Below are 18,405 nucleotides of genomic sequence, written 5' to 3'. Positions count from 1 at the left end.
TCGTTTGAGAGGAAAACATTTTGGCACCTTGCTGGGGATTGCGGCGTTGGTCGTGGGCGGTTTGGCCGCTTGCGGGAAGTCAACGACGTCCAGCAATTCAGGTAAGTTAGCGTCGGACCAAGAGGTTAAGCTGTCGACGAAGTCCGAGGTCACGACCTTGGACGTGTCGAAGGCGGCGGATTCAACCAGTCTGACGCAGCTCTACCACACGCAAGAAGGATTGTATCGTTTAGGTAAAAATGAGAAGCTGATCAACGCCATGGCGACCAAGACCACGGTCAGCAATGGCGGGAAGACCTACGTCTTTAATCTCCGGCACGACAATCGTTGGAACGATGGTAAGACGGTCACGGCCAAGGATTACGTTTACTCTTGGCAGCGGACGGTTAATCCCAAGACGGCAGCCGAGTATGCCTATTTGATGGCGGGAATCAAGAACTACAGTCAAGTGCAAAATGGTAAGTTGGCGCCTAGCCAATTAGGCGTTAAGGCCGTGGGCAAATACAAGCTGGAGGTCACGTTGAGCAAGCCAGTCGCTTACTTCAAGCTGCTGCTAGCCTTCCCAACTTTCTTCCCGCAGGAACAGAGCGTTGTCGATAAGTACGGGAAGAGTTACGGCCATTCCAGTGAGAAGACGGCCTACGATGGTCCCTTCGTCATGACCAAATGGCAAGGAACCGATCAGAACTGGCAATTGGTCAAGAACACCAAGTTCTGGGATAAAAAGAAGATTACGCTGAAGAAGCTGAACTTCCAAGTCGTCGCCGACCCATCAACGGGCTTGAACCTCTATCAACAAAAGAAATTGGACGCCACAACGCTGGACGGGACACAGGTTGCCAACCTGAAGAACAACAAGGGCATGAAGACCTTTGTCGGCGGGTCCACCTACTACATGCAGATGAACCAAAAGCGGATCAAGGCACTACGGAACTTGAAGGTCCGGCAAGCCTTGTCCATGGCGATTGACAAGCAACAGTTGGCCAAGAGCGTCCTGCGGGATGGTTCAAAGGCACCACTGGGCTTCGTTTCCCAAAATCTGACGCAGAACCCGAAGACCAAGGCCGACTTTGCCAAGGACGCTTACGTCAAGAGTGGGGTGACCTATGACTTGAAGCAGGCCAAGCAACTGATGAAGGCCGGTTTAAAGGCTAGTGGCGCCAAGGAGCTGAACCTGACGTTAATGGCCGATGATACCAGTGTGACCAAGACGGTGGCGCAGGATATCCAAGCCAACCTGCAAAAGTTACCCAACGTGAAGGTGACGATTAACACCTTGCCTTACAAGACACGGTTGAGTCGCTCAAACAGTGGAAACTTTGACCTGGTTCTGTCGAACTGGGGTGCGGACTTTGCCGATCCGATCAACTTCTTGTCGTTGATGAGCACCGGCAACACCAACAACAATGGTGGCTTCTCCGACGCGAAGTACGACGACTACTTGAAGCGTTCTGAGAATCAGGATGCCAACAAGCCAACGGCCCGGTACAATGACCTGGTTAACGCCGAAAAACGGTTGATGACGCAGCAGGGGGTTATCCCGCTGTATCAACCCGCAACGGTTGAAATGTGGAATTCCAAGGTCACGGGATATGTCTGGAACCCAGCCGGCATGAGTCGCGGGTACCAGTGGATGCGTGTTGAACAGTAATTTAATTTGAAATTGGCTCGTTAAGCTGGATGAAAAGTCCAAGTTTAACGGGCCTTTTTTGTCCCGTCGTCATGAAAATCTGCCGTGATTGGTTGAAAAGATGGGTGATGACGCGGCTTGCAAATAGCCGCTGAAAATCCGGACTGATCACCACTGTAAATAGTCGTGAATATTGGTCAGTTAATATTCACAATTGAAATTATGTATGAAACATGTTATACCTAGAGTAGTCGCTATGAAAGCGAATACATAATTTCGACAAGTCTAATGAAAGTTGGAGGTCAACACCATGCAATTTGAAGACTTACTTACAGAACAAAGAAATCACCGGTCAACGCACATTGACCGCGAATCCACGTTGGAAATGGTCGGGACGATTAACCGCGAGGACCACCGGGTAGCCCGCGCCGTCCAGAAGCAGTTGCCCCAGATTGCGGCGGCCATTGATGCGGCCTACCCGAAGTTCGATCAGGGTGGGCGCTTGATTTACGTCGGGGCCGGGACTTCCGGCCGGTTAGGCGTGATTGATGCCACCGAACTCCAGCCAACCTATGGGCTGACCGAACAGCAGACATTTGGGCTGATTGCCGGGGGCAACGAGGCCTTGACACACACGCTACCGTCCGTGGAGGACTCCCCCGAGCTGGCGCAGGACGATTTAGCCGCGGTACAGTTGACGGAAAATGATGTGGTGGTGGCCAGTGCCGCTTCCGGTCAGACGCCTTACACGGTGGCCGCACTGAAGTTTGCCCAAGAACAGGGCGCCACGGGTATTGGGTTCTCCTGTATCGAGGACAGTCCGTTGGCGCAGTTAGCCGATTACCCAATTACGCCGGTCGTGGGGCCCGAAGTGATTACCGGCGCCACACTCCTAAAGGCCGGAACCGCCGAGAAGATGGTGCTGAACATGTTGTCAACGGGCATCATGGTCAAGTCTGGTAAGGTTTACCAGAACCTGATGATTAACGTGGTTCCGACCAACGGCAAGACCTTTGAACGGGCCAAGAAGATTATTGCGGAAGCCACTCAGACCTCAACGTTGGCGGCGGAACGCGCGCTCGATCGGGCCGGCAACAACGTCCCACTAGCCATCGTGTTGATTGAGACCAAGGGGACCATTGCGGAGGCCAAAAAGTTGTTGAATGCCACGGGTGGTCACGTTTCTCAAGCCGTTAAGCTTAGTGATGACGTACAGCACGTTTAACGCAAAACTTGACTGGTCCACACCAATTCCTTTATACTCATAGGTAGGCATAAAGGGAAGGAATGTGGCAAATGTATTTAGCAGATGAACATCGTTATGAAAAAATTCCAGTGCGGCGTGCCGGAAATACTGGTTTTCAACTACCAGCAATTTCTTTTGGAATGTGGCATAAATATGGGGAACACGCCAACTACGGCGATACCCGGGACATTATTTTAAAGGCATTTGATGCCGGGATCTTTAGCTTTGACTTGGCCGCCAACTACGGTCCAGGGTCCTACGAAGCGGAACGTCTTTTTGGTGAGGTCTTAGAGCGTGAATTAAAGCCTTATCGTGATGAACTGGTCATCAGTAGTAAGGCGGGTTTCCACATGTGGCCTGGTCCTTACGGTCAAATGAGCTCACGTAAGGCGCTGATGGCTTCATTGGATCGTTCATTGAAGTGCATGGGCCTGGACTACGTGGACATTTTCTATAGCCACCGTTACGATGCCGAGACGTCACCGGAGGAAACGGCCGTGGCGTTAGACGACATGGTGCGGCAAGGCAAGACGCTCTACGTGGGAATCTCGAACTACACGGCCCCTCAAGCCGAAGCGATGATTAAGATCTTCAGAGACCTGCATACGCCATTCGTTGTGGACCAAGTGTCCTACAACATGTTGAATCAAACGGCCAATGATGACGGTCTGTTCGACATGTTAAAGAAGAACAATGCCGGCGCCATCGCTTACGGACCACTGTGCGAAGGCCTGTTGACCGACAAGTACCTGGATGGCATTCCGGAAGACGTCGATATTCACTGGTCCAGTGAATTTATCTTGGACGCCGGTCGTGACAAGATGTTGAAGAAGTTGCAGGGCCTGAATAAGATTGCCCACAGCCGCGGTCAAAAGTTATCACACATGGCCTTAGCTTGGTTGTTACACAACCCAGTGATTACCAGTGTGATTACCGGCGCTTCCAAACCAGAACATTTATATGAAAACGTCAAAGCCGTCCAAAACTTGGAATTTGACGATGAAGAATTACAAGCCATCGATAAGATTTTGAAGGCTTAGGTAGACCGAAGACTAACGACATGACCGAAAGGGTGCCGCTAGTCTTTTTCATTTACCCAGATGGAAAGCGACAGTTAGTTAATTTAACGTTGAAATAAAGATTATAACGCTTACGGGTTTAATAACTTTAATAATAACGAATAACAATTGGAAAAATAACTAAAATTGTTCAGCAACTGACGGCGCGGATAGGGTATAATTAACGCAGTGGTCGTGGTTGCCGGCGTGGGCGTTGGTGACCACGACTTAAACGAGATTTTGACAGATTGGTGTGGAGGGTGCTATGACACGGAAAGTAACGATTCGGGACCTGGCAGAGGCCGCCGGGGTTTCAGTCACCACGGTTTCGCAGATTTTAAATGGGAAGGGCGAGCGGTTTAGCATTGATACGCGGACCCGCGTGCATCAGCTCCAAGAAGAGATGGGCTACGTCCCCGACTTTAACGCGCGGAATCTGATTATGCGTTCGGCCCAGACGATTGGCGTGATTGTTCCCAACCTGGGCAACCCGTTTTTCAGTATGTTTATTAAAGGTGTGCAGTCGACCAGTCGTGAGCGGCACTTTATTCCGTTGATCTTTGGGGCGAATTACGACGAAGATCTGGAGGGTTACTATCTGCAGGAGCTAATCAAGCGGGCGGTAGACGGTTTAATCATTTCCAGTTCTTCGATTACCGTCGAGGCTATTGATAATATTTTGAAAAAGAATGGCATTCCGTATCTGTTGATCGACCAAAACGGTGGTCCGAGTCTGGACAGCGTGCGCATCAACGACCAGCGAGGCGGCAAGCTGGCGGCAGAACATCTCTTATCGCTGGGTCACCGGCAGATTGCCGTTATCATGCCGGCCGATCCCACGGATAACCTGGTGGTTCGGCTGGAAGGATTCAAACACCATCTGGCGCAGGTGGGCGTGACGCTTCCCGATGAAGCCTTTATCATTTCGCCGATGACCAAGCTGGGGGGCTATCAGGCGACCGAAGCCGTGATCGCGCAGGCGCCAACAGCCGTCTTCGCCGTCAACGATGAGATGGCGCTGGGGCTCATTCGTGGTCTTCACGAGCGGGGCATTCGGGTGCCGGAAGACATCTCGGTGCTGGGTTACGATGATATTGACCTCGATGACTACGTGGTGCCCAAGCTCAGCACGGTTCATCAGCCGGTGGTGACCATGGGCGAGCAGGCGACAACGCTTTTGATTAATCGTATTCAAAAGCGTCAGTTGGCGCCGCAAACGGTGGAATTGCCGGTTGAACTGCGACAACGGGAGAGTACCGCCGCGATTCGTAAATAAACCGACAAAATTTTGCTTTTGATTGAAAAAAATTTCAAGTTTTACTTGTAAGCCTTTTCGAAACATGATACGCTAGTAGTAATCTGAAACGGGTTACCGGGCGTGTCGGTAATACGTAAAACGTTTTACGAACGGATAAATGGTTAAGGAGTGGAAGTTAATTATGGCAAACAAAGTAACTGTTCTTGGAAGTCTCAACGTGGATACAACCTTACGGGTTCCTCGGATGCCTCTACCGGGCGAAACGCTGTCAACTGAAAACAAGAGTAGTGCCGCTGGTGGGAAGGGTGCGAACCAGGCCGTTGCTGCTGCGCGTGCCGGTGCGGACACCCGGTTCATCGGGAAAGTCGGCAATGACGACGCTGGTCGTTTCATGGTCGAATCCCTACAAGAAGACAAGATTGACACGAGCGCCATCGTGACCGATAAGACGGTTGGGACGGGTTCTGCCTTCATTCTTTTGGATGAAGAGGGTCAAAACAGTATCTTGGTTTATGGGGGATCGAACCAACAAATCAAGGAAGACGAAGTCATTGCGGTCGAAGACGATATTGCCAAGGCTGACTTTTTAATTACCCAGTTTGAAACGCCCCAAGCCGCTGCTTTGGCTGCCTTCAAGGTTGCTAAGAAGCACGGGGTAACCACGATCTTGAACCCAGCACCAGCTGCTAAGATCGATCCAGAGCTCTTGAAAGTGACGGATCTGGTGGTCCCTAACGAGACTGAAAGTGCCGATTTGACTGGAATCGAAGTGACCGACCGGGCTTCCATGGATGCCAACGCGGCCAAGTTCCGCGAAATGGGCGTCAAGAACCTGATCATCACTGTCGGGAGTAAGGGTGCTTACTACGCCACGGAAAAGGAATCTGGCTTCGTGCCAGCCTTCAAGGTTAAGGCCGTCGACACGACCGCTGCTGGGGATACCTTCATTGGGGCCTTGAGCTCACAATTGAAGGGCGACCTGAGCAACATCGAATCTGCCTTAACCTTCGCGCAACGGGCAAGTTCCCTGACAGTTCAAGGTTTAGGGGCCATGCCATCGATTCCAACGTACGATGACGTCATCGCCGCTAGCCAAAAATAGATTTTCTGAAAGCTTACTAAAATTGTGCAATCTTTTTCGAAATTTTCGGAAAAGATTGCCTTTTTTTGCACTTTTGAGACAACCGGTTGCAACATCAACGAATCGGTATATTTGATAATACAGCTATCAAGTTAATATAAACGCCGTTAGAATAACTTCTTAAAGAATGCTTGCATTATTTTAGTTGAATTGGTATAGTTAGAAAAGTCAAGGAGATGCCGTTGACGATATCGATTAAATCAACGTATGCATGTGCCAATCAAAACTAGCGATTGTGAATGGTCCGGTTGCTCAAAGTGAGGTTATTTTACAATGTTGAATGAACAAGTCGTAAAAAAAGCAGATTTTGATGAAGTTGATACGCAGGCCGTGACGGCGGTTCGGATGCTCAGTATGGACATGATTTCTAGAGCGCGGTCCGGTCACCCGGGTTTACCGTTGGGTGTTTCGCCAATGGCCTACGTCCTGTTCTCACGGCACCTACGCATCGACCCGTCCTTCCCACAGTGGTTCAACCGGGACCGCTTCGTTTTATCCGCGGGGCACGGCTCAGCCATGTTGTATAGCCTACTGCATTTGAGCGGCTTTGCACTGAGTAAGCATGACCTGATGAACTTTCGGCAAATGGGGAGTAAGACGCCTGGTCATCCGGAGTATGGGGTGACGCCTGGGGTTGATGCGACGACTGGTCCACTGGGTCAAGGGATTGGTATGGCCGTGGGGATGGCCATGGCGGAGATGCACCTCGGCGCTACGTACAACCGGCACGCCTTTAACGTGGTTGACCACTATACTTACGCGATTTGCGGCGATGGGGACCTGATGGAAGGTGTGGCTGCTGAAGCGGCCAGCCTTGCCGGTCAGTTAAAACTCAATAAATTAATTGTTTTGTATGATTCCAACGATATTTCCCTTGATGGGCCGTTGTCTAACGCCTGTCACGATGACGTTGCCGGCCGTTTTGAAAGCTACGGCTGGAACTACCTCCGCGTGGCAGATGGCAATGATTTAGCCGCCATCGACGACGCAATTAATACGGCGAAGAACAATCAGACCGGGCCAACCCTGATCGAAGTCAAGACGGTTATTGGCGCGGGGAGCCCGCATCAAGGAACCAACAAGGTTCACGGGGCGCCGCTCAACGATGAAGACCTCGCGGCTACCCGGAACTTCTACAACTGGGATAACGATCCCTTCACAGTGCCAACGGCCGTGCGTGATCGGTTCCAGAGTACCGTCAAATCGCGTGGTTGGGCCAGTCATCAGGAATGGTCGAATCTGGTTGATCGGTATTCCACGGCTGAACCAACCCTTGCGGCACAGTTTGCGCAGGGGATCAGCCAAACCTTGCCGACCGGTTACACGGCGAGTCTGCCCACCTATTACAAGAAAGATGCGCTGGCTTCGCGGGCGAGTGGTCACGAGATTTTACAGCAACTGAGTGCGGCTTGCCCGAATCTCTGGGGGGGATCGGCCGACCTGTTTAGTTCCAACAAGACCAACGTGGCGGCGACGGACCGCTTCAGTCGGGATAACCCGACCGGCAAGAATCTCTGGTTCGGGGTCCGCGAATTCGCCGAAGCGGCCGCAATGAATGGGATTGCGCTCCACGGTGGGACTCGAATCTATGGGTCAACGTTCTTCGTCTTCTCCGATTACATGAAGCCAGCGATTCGGCTGGCGGCCTTGCAAAAACTGCCGGTCATTTACGTGTTTACCCACGATTCGTTGGCCGTGGGGGAGGATGGGCCGACCCACGAACCCGTTGAACAGCTGGCTGCCTTACGGTCGATTCCGGGATTGACCGTTTATCGGCCCGCCGATGGGAATGAAACCGTGGCGGCTTGGGAACAGGCCATTGCGGCGACCGATCACCCAACGGCAATCGTGTTGACGCGTCAGGGCTTGCCAACCTTACCCAAGGCAGCGGCCAAGGTGCGTAGCGGCGTTAAACGAGGCGGTTACGTGGTGACCGAGGCCCAACACGAGGCGGAGGGCATTCTGATGGCTTCCGGGTCCGAGGTTAAACTCGCCGTGGACGCGCAACAACGCCTGGCGGAGATTGGGCATGATGTTCGTGTCGTTTCTATCCCAAGTTTTGAAAAATTCAGTGCACAATCCGCCGATTACCAAGCGCGCGTGCTACCTAAGCATCTGCGGCGGCGGGTTGCGGTCGAAATGGCGAGTGGCGCCAGCTGGTACCGCTACGTTGGCCTCGATGGTGTGGCGTTAACGCAAGAACGGTTCGGGGCGAGTGGCAACGGACCTGCCGTGGTTAAGATGGCCGGTTTCACCCCGGAAAACATCGTCCAAGCCTATCTGGATCTTCTGTAAGACTTAGGCTGTTTCTTCTATAATATATCGTTCTCTGGCCACGCTAGGCTTCCGCAACTAGCGTGGCCTTTTTGGTGGGGTGGCGGTGGAACAGATGATGCTGTTCGGCATGGTAGGCGCAGACAAAAGAACTTATCTCGTCCAATAGGGGCTAGTCACCAGGGACTTTCCGCGCAACTTCGTGAAGAAATTCAGAACAATCTAGGGTCTGTTCCTAAACATTGATTTCTGGTATACTCCATCAAAAACGGATTGGAGTACATCATGACTATACCAAAGCGCTATGAACTAACTGACGAACAGTGGAACCGCATTGAACCAATGTTTCCAGCCTATCGTACCGGTCGACCAGCCACCATTGATAACCGAACGGCTTTCAATGGTATTCTCTGGCTGATGCGAAGCGGAGCGGCATGGCGTGACGTTCCCGAGCGCTACGGTCACTGGAAGGCAATTTACAGCCGATTTCAACGTTGGTCAAATTCCGGTCTGTTTCTAAAAATGTTTGAAGAACTTTCTCAAGATCCAGACATGGAGAACATCAGCTTAGATTCAACCAGTATTCGGGTTCATCAAAAAGCTACCGGTGCTAAAAAAACGCAGTCAATGCAGAGTTCAACCAATTCATAGGACGAAGCCGAGGTGGCCTTACCACCAAGGTTCATGCGTTAGTAGATGGACTGGGCAACCCACTAAAATTCTTGCTTTCAGGTGGTCAGGTACACGATAGTATTGCGGCACCTGAACTACTTGAAACTGTTGATTTGACTAACGTAAACGTGATTGCGGATAAAGCATATGGTGCCGAAAAGCTAAGAGACCAAATTACATCAGCCCATGGGACCTATACCATTCCGCCAAAAGAGAATGCCAAAGATCCTTGGGACTGTGATTATTTCACCTACTGTGAACGTCACCTGATTGAAGACTTTTTTAATCAAATGAAGAACTTTAGACGCTTCGCAACACGCTACGATAAGCTAGCTACCAGCTTCTTGTCCACCATATACATCTGCGCCATCATGATTCTATTGAAATAGTTTGAGAACAGGCCCTAGTATAGCACAGAAATAAAAAAGGCCAATAGGGTATACCCTAATGGACATTGAACTAACTTAGCGAAAAAGAAAAAATTCACCTTCCTTTAGGGTCTGTTCCTAAACATTGATTTCTGGTATACTCCATCAAAAACGGATTGGAGTACATCATGACTATACCAAAGCGCTATGAACTAACTGACGAACAGTGGAACCGCATTGAACCAATGTTTCCAGCCTATCGTACCGGTCGACCAGCCACCATTGATAACCGAACGGCTTTCAATGGTATTCTCTGGCTGATGCGAAGCGGAGCGGCATGGCGTGACGTTCCCGAGCGCTACGGTCACTGGAAGGCAATTTACAGCCGATTTCAACGTTGGTCAAATTCCGGTCTGTTTCTAAAAATGTTTGAAGAACTTTCTCAAGATCCAGACATGGAGAACATCAGCTTAGATTCAACCAGTATTCGGGTTCATCAAAAAGCTACCGGTGCTAAAAAAACGCAGTCAATGCAGAGTTCAACCAATTCATAGGACGAAGCCGAGGTGGCCTTACCACCAAGGTTCATGCGTTAGTAGATGGACTGGGCAACCCACTAAAATTCTTGCTTTCAGGTGGTCAGGTACACGATAGTATTGCGGCACCTGAACTACTTGAAACTGTTGATTTGACTAACGTAAACGTGATTGCGGATAAAGCATATGGTGCCGAAAAGCTAAGAGACCAAATTACATCAGCCCATGGGACCTATACCATTCCGCCAAAAGAGAATGCCAAAGATCCTTGGGACTGTGATTATTTCACCTACTGTGAACGTCACCTGATTGAAGACTTTTTTAATCAAATGAAGAACTTTAGACGCTTCGCAACACGCTACGATAAGCTAGCTACCAGCTTCTTGTCCACCATATACATCTGCGCCATCATGATTCTATTGAAATAGTTTGAGAACAGGCCCTAGTAAGTTGACCGAATTATTGGTAAGATTGGGGTAAAGAAACTGGAGGCGGTTTTAATGGAGATTCGACGGATTAAGGTTCCCACGGCATTAGTGTGGTCCGCACCGACGGCAGCTGTACTAGTCCCTGTCAAGTTGTCATTCGAAATAATATAAAATGGATATTTACTCTAAGCGGCTTCATTCCAGTATTCTACTGGGGTGAGGCCGTTTCTTTCTGGGGAACGATCCAAGTAATTAAAGTAGTGGATGCCTTCGTTTACCAGCTCCACAAACTCTCGATACGTTTTTGGCATTGGATGACGTTCCATCCAATGCGCTTTAAATTCATTCCACCAACGCTCCATTGGCGCGTTGTCGTAAGGTGTTCCTGGTCGGGACATACTGCGCATCACTTTATGTTCTGACAGAAAGTTATTGAAAGCTTTAGCGGTGTAAGCAGCTCCACGGTCCGTATGGATCAGTGGGTGTACATCGCCAGCCTGTTCAAAAGCCTGTTTAAAAACCTGGATCTCTGCCACAGCTGTTTCTGTAGTGCTCAAAAATGAGGCGATCAGTCTCCGGCCGCATAGATCTAAAACACCACTCAGTCGGATTTTGAATTGACCCTTTGGTCCGTAAGACAACTCAGTCGAATCCGCAAGCCAAACCTGGTTGGGACCGGCGACTTTAAAGTTACGATTCAAAACATTGTCCTGAATGTATTGTTCCTGTTCCTTGATACGTTGGCGCTTCTTAACCCGAATCTGACACTTGATATTCAAGTTACGCATAATTCGTTTAACACGCTTGATTGTTACCTTAAACGTCACCTGTTCATCATGCTGTAGATTGGACAAGATCTTGCCAGCTCCGATTGCTTGATGATGTTGATTGAACCAATAAGTGATTCGCTTTTCTAGAAGCCGCTCTTGAGTCTCCCACGGCGTTTCTTGCCGATGAAAAGACTTGTTATAAGCTTGCCGACTAACTCCGATATGCGTCAATAATGTCTTAATGGCGCCTCGCTTTCCTTGACTGACCTCACTGATTGCCTGATATGCCAGTCGATGTTGCTGATTCACCCCTTGTGCTGAATTTCTTGAAATTTTTTTACGAATTCTTTCAGTAATTCCATGTCGGCGACTTGACCTTCTAGTTGCTTAATCCGCAAATTGGCCTTATCTAAGTCGGTTAATTCTCGTTGTGGCTTACGGTGTCCGCGTCGATCCTCTAAGGCGTTGTAACCACCTTTCTTAGCTCTAAGCACCCACGAACGGGCTTGTTGGTAGGAGACGCTGTAATGTTCAGCTGCTTCGTTATATGAGTGGTTCTGCTTGGTAATGTACTCAACCACTTCAATACGCTCTGCCAGAGTAGTTTTTCGGCTCATCGTTGGGACCTGCTTTCTAGACGGGGTTGCCGTCACAGTTTTGTCCCTATTATACCTGGAAACCCAGTAATTTACCTGCGTAGCTGAGCGCAAACCATACTTCATTGCTACTTCTCGTTGTGAACCTTCGCCGTTCAAAAAAGCATACACGACTCTTAGCTTAAAGACCTCACTGTATCTGCGACAACCTTTAGATTCTTTAAGCCCATCAAAGCCATCTCGTTTGTACAACGCCCGCCACCGAATGACCGCCTCCTTGTCTGCCAAACCATGTTCTCTGGCAAAGCCAATATTAGTTTGACCTGATGCTTCAAACTCATTAATCAACTCCAGCTTCTCCACGGCACTATACTTGATCTTCGACATGTCATATTCCCTCCGTTGATTGTCAGATGAATTATATTATTTCATTTGACAACCCCAAAGGGATCATAACAAGCCACAAAGACTGATCAAACGTACTTGAAGGATGGCAACTTGACGGCTTGGGCGGCTGCTTTACAGCCGGCCGATCGGCAACGATTAGCGGATAATCAAAGCATTGTCACCGAAGCGTTATTCAACGATCGGGTCGTCTTGGATCGACAAGAGGGGGATTGGGCTCATGTTTTCGTGACGCGTCAGGCCAATCGGGCAGAGCGCCGCGGTTATCCCGGTTGGGTCCCGCTGAGTCAATTGACCACTAGCGATGCTGAGTTGGAATATCCCACAACGACGGTGCGGCTGGTTCAGCCGACGACCACCCTCGTGGACGCCAACCAACAGCCCGTTTTGGATCTACCCATGGGCGCGATCCTGACTACCACCAGTCAAGACAGCGACTGGATTCAGGTGGTGACGCCTCTAGGTGCTGGTCAGATTCCAGCCGCAGCGGCAAAATTAGGCGTGAGTGGCGTGGATGATGGTGATCGCATTCTGGCTCTGGGGCGGCAATTCATTGACACGCCGTACCTCTGGGGTGGCCTGACACCAGCCGGTTTCGACTGTTCGGGCTTCGTCTATGCTTTGCACCGGGCACTGGGCATTCCGGTACCACGGGATACGCAGGACCAATTTGCCAACGGCTTCCCGGTGGCGCCGGAAGAGTTAACCGCGGGTGATCTGGTCTTCTTTGCCACCAAACACGGCACGGGTGACGTTCACCACGTGGGACTCTACGCGGGGGCCGGTCGCATTCTCCACGCGCCTAAGCCGGGTGGTCAGGTCGAAGAATCCAGTATGGCCAAATCCGCCTTTGCCCCCGAATACGCCGGGGCACGGCGTTTCTGGCAGTAAAAGTAAGTTTGAAGAATTCTCTAAGGTCACGTTGCGTTTAGCTTCCCGGAATTTTCACGTGCTATACTGGGTGCACGGGAGAAGTTAAATTCAAGTGAAAAGAGAGTGCAAACAATGAAATTTAAACGAATTGTTTTGAGCTTAGCCGCGGCCGCTCTGGTCGTGGGCATCGGGGGCGGTGTGATCGGACATGCCGATACGACGACCGCTGACACGAGCGAGACCAGTAGCTCCGCCACCAGTGGCAGCACGGTTCAGACCAAGGCTTTGTCCAAGGCCTACGTGGTCTATGGCGCGGGTTTAGCTAGCGAAGACAAGGATAGCGTGGCCTTCGCTCTGGGCGTCAAGTCCAATTACACGGCCTTGACCGCTACCGGGAGCGATTACGCCAAGTACTTGAATTCAGCCGGAACCACCGATGCTAGCATGATTAGTTCGGTGGCACTCGCACCCGCTGATCCGGGAACTGGTGTCAAGGTCAACATTGCCGACTATAATGGTAGTAATAATATTACGGAAGTGACCTCGCAACAATACGCCATGGTCGCAACGATGGCCGGGGTGAAGGATGTCATTATCACGGTGACGGCCGATAAATCAGTCTCCGGTGAATCGGCACTGACTGGGGTGTACAAGGCCTTGGCCGCCGATGGGTTGACGCTGAATTCGGAAAATACCCAGGCTGCCAACGGCGTGTTGGATGCCACTCAGCCGGCCATTGACAACAACAGTAGTGATAAGAAGTATCCGGGTAAGTTGATGTCGGCCGTCGGGTCAGTCTCATCTGACTTGGCCAAGCAACGACAAAACGGTGACGATTTGGCCACCAAGGCAGATATCGAAGCCATGTTGCAAAAGGCTTTGGCTAAGCAGGGGATTGATGGGAAAACCAACCAGACGCAGATTACCAATATTGCGGTGGCCCTGAGTAAGGTGCAACAGGCGCCGGTGTCGACCAGCAAATCCTACGTGACCAACGTCACCAATGTGGCTAGCAATTTAGCCAACAGCATTGGTAACAAAATGGCCAATGTGAAAGATTTTGCCAACAGTGCGGATGCGAAAAAAGCAGAAAATTTCCTTGTTCAAATCTGGCATAAGGTTGTGGCGTTCTTCCAAGGACTCTTCAACTAAGATCAGTCAGAATGGCGGGATTACTAACTAACGGGAGACCTTCTCCCGTTTTTTTGTGGAATTTTTTTCAATTTCACAAAGTCGCCCGAAAATTTGATAATTGTAACCTACAGAAAGCGTTATCAGGCTCAATTTGTATTCTGCAACTGTTTTCATGTGCAACCGTCCTTGACCGCCTCAAGTAACTGTTTGCCGGTGGATATCGACTGTATTTGAACGTTTGTTTGCTTCAATGTAACCGTTTAATACTAACGTGGCGGTGCTTTCATGCGTATCTAAATTGTTATATTTTCAAAACGGGAACAAATGTTTAACCTTAAAAATCCGTTATGATTTCCTTAATATTTCACAAGGAACTGGGAAAACGTGTGGTAATATTAATTTGTGATTCGTATTTACTATGAACGACCGAAAGTGATCGGCTGATTTGGCCGAATTTTCTCGTTCACTTGCGTTTGAAAAAAAGTCATAAAAGGACGTGTTGTTGAAAATGAGTACAGGACAACGAAAAACAAAAGCGTTGGTTGGGGTTGTTGGGGCCATGGGTGCCTTGGCAGCCGGCGCGACCATTACTGCTAATGCCGACAGTATTCAAGTCAAGCAGGGCGACACCGTTTGGGAACTTTCACAAAAACTGGGGGTCTCGATTGATGACCTCGAAGCGCAGAATTCGATTGACAGCAAAACTGATTTAATTTTCGTCGGGCAGAAATTACAGGTTCGGTCCGCTAAGACGACGCAGACGCATACCGTCAAATCCGGCGATACGCTCTGGGATTTAGCACAGCAATACCATGTCTCCGTGGCCCAATTACAAAAGGCCAATCACATGACGGGTGACGTGTTGAGCGTGGGTCAACAATTGACGATTCCGCGGGGGAGTACCGCCAAGACCACGACCGGCGTGCAAGCCAACACGACGACTGGCACGACCAGTAGTGCGACGCATCAATCTACGCAAAAGGCCAATGCCGTGCAGGCCCAAATCGTGGCGCAACAACAAGCAGCGGCAAGCAAGCAACAGCAGAAACAAAGCGCAGCCGCGGGCACGTCAGCCGCTACCAGTCAATCCACGACCAGTTCGGCTTCTTCCAGCACTGGATCAACCAGTAGCAGTGTAACGAAGAGTAACCACAGCAATGCCAACACGACATCGCAGGCGCCGCGTACCAGCTACGCCCAGTCCAGTTCCAGTCAGTCAGCGGCTACGACCAGCAGTTCGACGTCTAGCAGTGCTCCCGTGACGACGTCGTCCAGTAGCAGTACCAGCACGAGTAGCGTGACGAGTGCGAGTCAGACGTCACAGCCACAACGGCGGACGCGGGCCGCAGCACCGGCAACCTCTTCAACCCAGCCGGCTAGTCAGTCCAGCACCCAGTCGTCAGCTACGGGTGCCACGTCATCAACTAGCGCCGTAACCAGTAGTCGTACCACCAGCCAAGCGCAGAAGCAGACTGGTAGTCAAAACGCCACGGCTACGACGACCACGAAGCGGATCAGAACCACGACGCAATCGGCCGTTAAGAAGCAGGCTGCTAAGGCCGCTACCACGACCAGCAGTACATCAGCTAACAGTACTAGCAGTGCGGCTTCAAGCGCAACCAGTTCAGCGGCCACAACTAGTAGTAGCGCTAAGAAGACCACAAACACGGCCGGCTTAACCAGCGGCTCCGTGACGGGTCTGGCGCTGAAACTCTCTTCAGCCAACATTCCTTACGTCTGGGGTGGCTCCTCACTGAGTGGGATGGACTGTTCTGGTCTGGTCGCTTACGTTTACAAGAACGCGATGGGCGTCAGCTTACCACATAACACGGTAGCACAAGAGGCCTACGTTTCGACGCATTCCGTTGGCTCGGCTAAACCGGGCGACATCCTCTTCTGGGGTGCCAAGGGGTCCACTTACCATGATGCCATCTACTTAGGAAATAACCAATTTGTTGACGCGCCAACGCCGGGACAAAACGTTCAGGTTCACCAAATCAGTAAGTACTTCATGCCATCCTTTGCCGGGACGGTTAAGTAATCGGTTGCACGTCAAAAGTTTATGAATTTCGCTGAAAAAGTTTAAGATAATCGTTAACAAATCCTTTAGCAAGTGGTATGATTCCTTTTAGTCGTTTGAGAAAACGGGAATTAAAAAACTATTTTTGTTAAAGGAGTTGTGTAATGATGAGTAATCGGGTAGAGATTCTGGAAGAGTATCGGCAGGCTAATTCACAGCTAGCCACGTTGAAAGAAAAGGAATCCGCAACTGTTCAAAGTACTGATGAAACCGTACGGATTGAACCGCGGTATGGTGAGGAAATGAACTACCTCAGTAATAAGTGCGCTCAGCTAGACATGATTCTGGAAGCAATGGATGCTTCTGAAGACTAAGCATAAACCGTCGATGATCGCTCATCGGCAAGTCCTGTCGTCGTTATGGCGGTGGGACTTTTTTGATTTGATTGGTTTGGCCAAGGGTCACCGAGAATTTTCTTACTGTTCTAATACGCCAGTCACGTACTGGCCGCCTTACCGTTCGCCAAAGTTGGTCTGGATCGCGGTGGGTAGGACGGGAAAAGCCAAAAGGCGGTCTTGTCCCTCGCTTTGAGCCGTCGGCCCGCGTCTCAAAGACGCCGTTTTCCAAGTAAAACACTTGGAAAATCCCACGGCTGAGACCAAATTTAGCTCACTCACGGCTACCTGAGGGATGTCCAATTAAACTGGCTGAACGTTGCCACACCAGCGATGTCGCCGCGTACTCAGTGGCTTTCATCCATCGTAACCGGAATCTCTGACAGCCGTAGGTGGTGTTGATAACGCATTTAATGGCGGGCGGTAAATCCTGTCAGCTGAGGACTGGGGCGTGTTCGCAAACTTTCGTATTTTTGTTCAAAAAGGGCCGTGCGCCGACAAGAAAACTTGTCGGCGCACGGCCCTTTTAAGTTGGGCTTTTCAGAAAAGTTAAATCGTCACGTCAAACCAAAACGGGTACTGCTTGAGTCCGACGTAAACGTCGAAGAACCGTCCGCCCATCTCTTCACCGTCTAATTGGCCGTATTCGATGGCCGGAACGGTAAGGTGGACACTTGATGCCTGATAGTAATGAACGGCCTTAGACGTCAAATGACGCTTAAATATGAGCCGTAGGGCCAACCACATCAGCTTGAAGAAATTTGGCTTCTCGATTACAACCAAATGGAGCTGGTGATCGGTGATGGTGGCGTTGGGAACAATGCCCACACCGCCGCCGAAGTACGGATGATTCGTCGTGGTTACCAGAAAGGCGTTGGGATAGATGTCCCGTTGATTGCCCACGTGGACAGTCAGGGTAAATCCCGTCTGATTGTAGTACACATCGAGTGCCGAGGCCAGATAGGACAGTTTGCCCATGTGGTGCTTGTTCAGCCACACCTTGGCCTTGGACTGGTTGGCTTGCGAAATGATTGCCGCGTCAAAACCGATCCCCAGGTTGTTGGTGAACACCCCGCGTTCCTGTTTAATTGTTTCGTCATAGCTCCCGATATCGTAGGTCGTCGCGTGAGTACACTGAATAATTTGTTTCAGGGCATCCTGCCACTTGAGGGCCATGCCGGCACCGCGGGCAAAATCATTGCCGGAACCAATCGGTAGGTAGGCGACCGGAATCGGGTAGGTCCGTGGTTGTTTGGTGAGGCCGTTGAGGGCTTCGTGTAGGGTCCCGTCGCCACCGACCGCGAGAACGACCCAGTTTTGATGGGCGGTATCTGGTAATTGTTTTGCAAATTGCTCGCTTAAAAGAATCGCATGGTTGGCGTATTCTGAAATGGCGAGCTCATAGGAGACTTGGGCGGCATCGAGCTGTTGCTTGATTTCGGGCCACAAGACCTTGGCACGACCACTCCCCGCGTGCTCGTTTAAGATGATATAGAACTGGACACTCACCATACTTCTCCTCTCAATTATTAATCCTCACTATTATAAACGAAATCAAGGAAACTGCCTAGTGATTCTAACGGAACTTTCCGGAGTCGTAA

At 50.4% G+C, this 18,405-nt stretch carries 13 protein-coding genes and 2 pseudogenes; 12 read left to right on the top strand and 3 right to left on the bottom strand.

The genetic code is table 11. The features are described 5' to 3' along the window. Positions 1–4 precede the first annotated feature (4 nt). From KB236_04815 to KB236_04780, 8 genes and pseudogenes are all read left to right on the top strand, one after another. A complete protein-coding gene (locus KB236_04815; GenBank protein ID UIF30050.1) occupies positions 5–1,651 on the top strand; it encodes a peptide ABC transporter substrate-binding protein in 1,647 nt (548 codons plus the stop codon). A 289-nt stretch (positions 1,652–1,940) separates the two neighbouring features. Further along, the gene (murQ, locus tag KB236_04810) at positions 1,941–2,855 is read left to right on the top strand and encodes an N-acetylmuramic acid 6-phosphate etherase (protein UIF30049.1); all 915 of its coding nucleotides are present in this window, start codon (positions 1,941–1,943) and stop codon (positions 2,853–2,855) included. Positions 2,856–2,926: 71 nt separating this feature from the next. After that, positions 2,927–3,916, top strand: coding sequence for an aldo/keto reductase (locus tag KB236_04805; GenBank protein UIF30048.1), 990 nt, complete (start codon positions 2,927–2,929; stop codon positions 3,914–3,916). Positions 3,917–4,199: 283 nt separating this feature from the next. Beyond that, positions 4,200–5,210, top strand: coding sequence for a LacI family transcriptional regulator (locus KB236_04800; GenBank protein ID UIF30047.1), 1,011 nt, complete (start codon positions 4,200–4,202; stop codon positions 5,208–5,210). Positions 5,211–5,373: 163 nt separating this feature from the next. Continuing rightward, complete coding sequence (gene rbsK, locus KB236_04795; GenBank protein ID UIF30046.1) at positions 5,374–6,294, top strand: ribokinase; 921 nt, start codon at positions 5,374–5,376, stop codon at positions 6,292–6,294. A gap of 312 nt (positions 6,295–6,606) precedes the next feature. Further along, positions 6,607–8,628: a transketolase gene (gene tkt / locus KB236_04790; protein UIF30045.1), complete on the top strand. Its 2,022-nt coding sequence runs from the start codon at positions 6,607–6,609 to the stop codon at positions 8,626–8,628. 264 nt (positions 8,629–8,892) lie between these two features. Next, positions 8,893–9,668, top strand: a pseudogene (locus tag KB236_04785) (IS5 family transposase). A 167-nt stretch (positions 9,669–9,835) separates the two neighbouring features. After that, a pseudogene (locus tag KB236_04780) lies at positions 9,836–10,611 on the top strand (IS5 family transposase). Between the two features lie 185 nt (positions 10,612–10,796). Here KB236_04780 and KB236_04775 read toward each other — a convergent pair. After that, positions 10,797–11,690: an IS3 family transposase gene (locus tag KB236_04775; protein ID UIF30044.1), complete on the bottom strand. Its 894-nt coding sequence runs from the start codon at positions 11,688–11,690 to the stop codon at positions 10,797–10,799. Continuing rightward, positions 11,687–12,364, bottom strand: coding sequence for a transposase (locus KB236_04770; protein UIF30043.1), 678 nt, complete (start codon positions 12,362–12,364; stop codon positions 11,687–11,689). Before KB236_04770 ends, KB236_04775 begins: the two co-directional genes overlap by 4 nt. Before the next feature lie 96 nt (positions 12,365–12,460). Here KB236_04770 and KB236_04765 point away from each other — a divergent pair, with 96 nt between their 5' ends. The 4 genes from KB236_04765 to KB236_04750 all read left to right on the top strand — a co-directional run bounded on the left by KB236_04765 (position 12,461) and on the right by KB236_04750 (position 16,783). Next, positions 12,461–13,273 (top strand): C40 family peptidase, encoded by an 813-nt coding sequence (locus KB236_04765; protein ID UIF30042.1) that lies wholly within the window; start codon positions 12,461–12,463, stop codon positions 13,271–13,273. Positions 13,274–13,387: 114 nt separating this feature from the next. After that, positions 13,388–14,407 (top strand): DUF1002 domain-containing protein, encoded by a 1,020-nt coding sequence (locus KB236_04760; protein UIF30041.1) that lies wholly within the window; start codon positions 13,388–13,390, stop codon positions 14,405–14,407. Positions 14,408–14,948: 541 nt separating this feature from the next. Next, the gene (locus KB236_04755; GenBank protein ID UIF30291.1) at positions 14,949–16,430 is read left to right on the top strand and encodes a LysM peptidoglycan-binding domain-containing protein; all 1,482 of its coding nucleotides are present in this window, start codon (positions 14,949–14,951) and stop codon (positions 16,428–16,430) included. 146 nt (positions 16,431–16,576) lie between these two features. Continuing rightward, on the top strand, positions 16,577–16,783 hold the full coding sequence (locus tag KB236_04750; protein UIF30040.1) for a hypothetical protein: 207 nt from the start codon (positions 16,577–16,579) through the stop codon (positions 16,781–16,783). A 570-nt stretch (positions 16,784–17,353) separates the two neighbouring features. On the opposite strand, the gene KB236_04745 is transcribed toward KB236_04750, so the two are convergent. Continuing rightward, positions 17,354–18,316: a YegS/Rv2252/BmrU family lipid kinase gene (locus KB236_04745; protein ID UIF30039.1), complete on the bottom strand. Its 963-nt coding sequence runs from the start codon at positions 18,314–18,316 to the stop codon at positions 17,354–17,356. Between the last annotated feature and the right edge of the window lie 89 nt (positions 18,317–18,405).

Source organism: Levilactobacillus brevis (assembly GCA_021383565.1).
GTDB classification, from domain to species: domain Bacteria; phylum Bacillota; class Bacilli; order Lactobacillales; family Lactobacillaceae; genus Levilactobacillus; species Levilactobacillus brevis_B.
The sequence above is the reverse complement of the archived record's forward strand: the minus strand, read 5'-3'. Positions and strand labels throughout refer to the sequence as shown.

Bases quoted from the DNA above. Each gene is read 5' to 3' on its own strand.
- KB236_04745 (UIF30039.1), bottom strand. From the start codon at position 18,316: ATGGTGAGTGTCCAGTTCTATATCATCTTAAACGAGCACGCGGGGAGT.
- KB236_04760 (UIF30041.1), top strand. From the start codon at position 13,388: ATGAAATTTAAACGAATTGTTTTGAGCTTAGCCGCGGCCGCTCTGGTC.
- murQ (UIF30049.1), top strand. From the start codon at position 1,941: ATGCAATTTGAAGACTTACTTACAGAACAAAGAAATCACCGGTCAACG.
- KB236_04800 (UIF30047.1), top strand. From the start codon at position 4,200: ATGACACGGAAAGTAACGATTCGGGACCTGGCAGAGGCCGCCGGGGTT.
- KB236_04750 (UIF30040.1), top strand. From the start codon at position 16,577: ATGAGTAATCGGGTAGAGATTCTGGAAGAGTATCGGCAGGCTAATTCA.
- tkt (UIF30045.1), top strand. From the start codon at position 6,607: ATGTTGAATGAACAAGTCGTAAAAAAAGCAGATTTTGATGAAGTTGAT.
- KB236_04805 (UIF30048.1), top strand. From the start codon at position 2,927: ATGTATTTAGCAGATGAACATCGTTATGAAAAAATTCCAGTGCGGCGT.
- KB236_04755 (UIF30291.1), top strand. From the start codon at position 14,949: ATGGGTGCCTTGGCAGCCGGCGCGACCATTACTGCTAATGCCGACAGT.
- KB236_04770 (UIF30043.1), bottom strand. From the start codon at position 12,364: ATGTCGAAGATCAAGTATAGTGCCGTGGAGAAGCTGGAGTTGATTAAT.
- rbsK (UIF30046.1), top strand. From the start codon at position 5,374: ATGGCAAACAAAGTAACTGTTCTTGGAAGTCTCAACGTGGATACAACC.